The organism is Marinomonas lutimaris (genome assembly GCF_019426345.1).
Taxonomy (GTDB): Bacteria; Pseudomonadota; Gammaproteobacteria; order Pseudomonadales; family Marinomonadaceae; genus Marinomonas; species Marinomonas lutimaris.
The window spans coordinates 1-2,054 of sequence record NZ_JAHLLW010000047.1 but is presented as its reverse complement, the minus strand read 5'-3'; the positions used below and the strand labels follow the sequence as shown (position 1 = coordinate 2,054).

General features: G+C 45.7%; 1 protein-coding gene. It reads left to right on the top strand.

Annotation, left to right across the window (positions count from 1 at the left end; genetic code table 11):
- Positions 1-2,054, top strand: a 2,054-nt coding sequence (locus tag KPL72_RS20985) for an RHS repeat domain-containing protein (RefSeq protein WP_219704346.1), incomplete at both ends; no start/stop codon positions are given.

Sequence of the window (2,054 nt, the reverse complement as noted above, 5' to 3'; positions counted from 1 at the left end):
TTTAGTCATCATTTCGAATGGGATAGCTACTCAAACGACGCCAAATGTATTAAGCAGTGGGGCGACAACGACACCTATTGCTATCAATTCGAATATGGTCCTGAAAAAGGCACAACGACGAGTATAGATTCACGAGGCAACCGAGAACACTTTGTTCATAACGAACAAGGCAAACTCATCGAACATACCGACCCAAACGGTAACCTGCGTCGCTATGTTTACAATCAAAATGGCCAAAAGACACGGGAAATCGATCCACAAGGTAACCAAACTAAGTTGACCTATACGCCATTCGGTCAGCTTGAATCTGTGACCACACCGGATGGCAATAAAACCCGCTTTGCTTACAACCAACTTGGCCAACGTATTCTTACGGTACTGCCAGATAAAACGACCTTATCGCGTAAATACAGCGCGTCTGGTTTATTGCAAAGTGAAACACAGCCAGATGGTCGTGTGGCTTTATTTGCTTATGACCATCAGGGACACTTGGCTCAGCACGTTACCTTCGACGGCCAAGTCATCAAATATCGCTGGAGTGAGCAGGGAGAGTTGCTCGCAAAACAAGAAAACGACAGCCTAACCCGCTATAGCTATGATTCCTTGGGTCGCGTTAACGCCACGTTGTCAGACGATGGCTTACTGGTGCAATACAAACGCAATGAGCAGGGGCAATTGGTTGAAACCATTGCTTTTGATGAAAACGCCCCAGACGACAAAAAACACACCTACTTTGAATACGATGAGGCTGGTCGTCTTATTGCCAGCAAAAACAACAAAGGTGAAACGACACAACAAACGTTCGAGGGTTTGAGTCAGCCTAGCTCTATTATTCAGCCTGATGGCAGCGCACTGCATCTCACTTACGATAAAGAGCGTAACCTAACCGGCATTTGTCGAGATGATGAAGCCAGCTACAAGATCGCCTACGATGCCAATGAAAACCCTATTCAAATAACAGGGTTTGATGGCAAACAACAGCGCTACCAGTACGATGGCAACAATCGTTTAACCTCGCTACAAGAAAGTGACAAACGAGTAGTCAACATCCAGCGCGATGTCATGGGTAGGATCATCGCTCAACAGGCTAGCGCACAGCAAGGTAATGACAACAACAAGCAAATAGTCAACAATACCAACCGTTACCAGTACGATGTGCGTGGCAATATTGTTTGTGCGCACAATTCAGAAGTTACTTTAAAACAGACGTTTGACCGAGGTAGCCGACTGCTCAGCAGCCATCAAATACAAGGTTTACGCACTCACAGCCTCAACTATCAATACGACGAGTTTGGTCGCCGTAATCGCCTTGAATTGCCCGATGGCAAAACACTTCATTATCGTTACAACAGACAAAGCCAGCTCATGGTGATTGAGCTGAGTGAAGAAGCGAATAGCCAACAACAAGAGAAGCAGACGTTAGCGGTATTTGAATACGACAAACAAAACCGTCTCAAAAAACAGACTTTTGGCAACCACGTTGAGCTTAAACAAACCTTTGATGTGTTCCATCGTTTAACACAGCAGACACTCACGCACCCAGAACAACGTATTTACGATCAATGCGACTACCAATACGATGCCATTGATCAGCTCATCAGCCGACGGAGCCAAACACAACAGTCCCATCAAAATGACAGTGGTTTAACGCAAGCCAAGCAAGAAGCATTTGAATACAACGCCATTGGCCAACTCGTCAAAGAAAGCGTGGCATACACTCGAAATCAAGATACACAAAGCAAATACACACAAAACAAGCACACCGAATTTGAATGGGACAGCGTCGGTAATCCCATCGCCCAGCGTATAATTGATGAGAGTAATGAGCCAAAGGCTCATATTGATGAGACAGTCGACAACAAAGAAGCGAATCAAGCAGAGCTAAGTACCTTAGAGACAGACGACAATGGGCAAACTATCTATGCCGTCACCGAAGGTGATAGACTGCTTAGCTTCGCCGATATCGACTTCGATTACGATGACTGTGGTAACCAAATCAGCGAGCTGGGTGTTGGCATCAAAACCCAACGCGAATTTAACGCCTTCAACCAGCT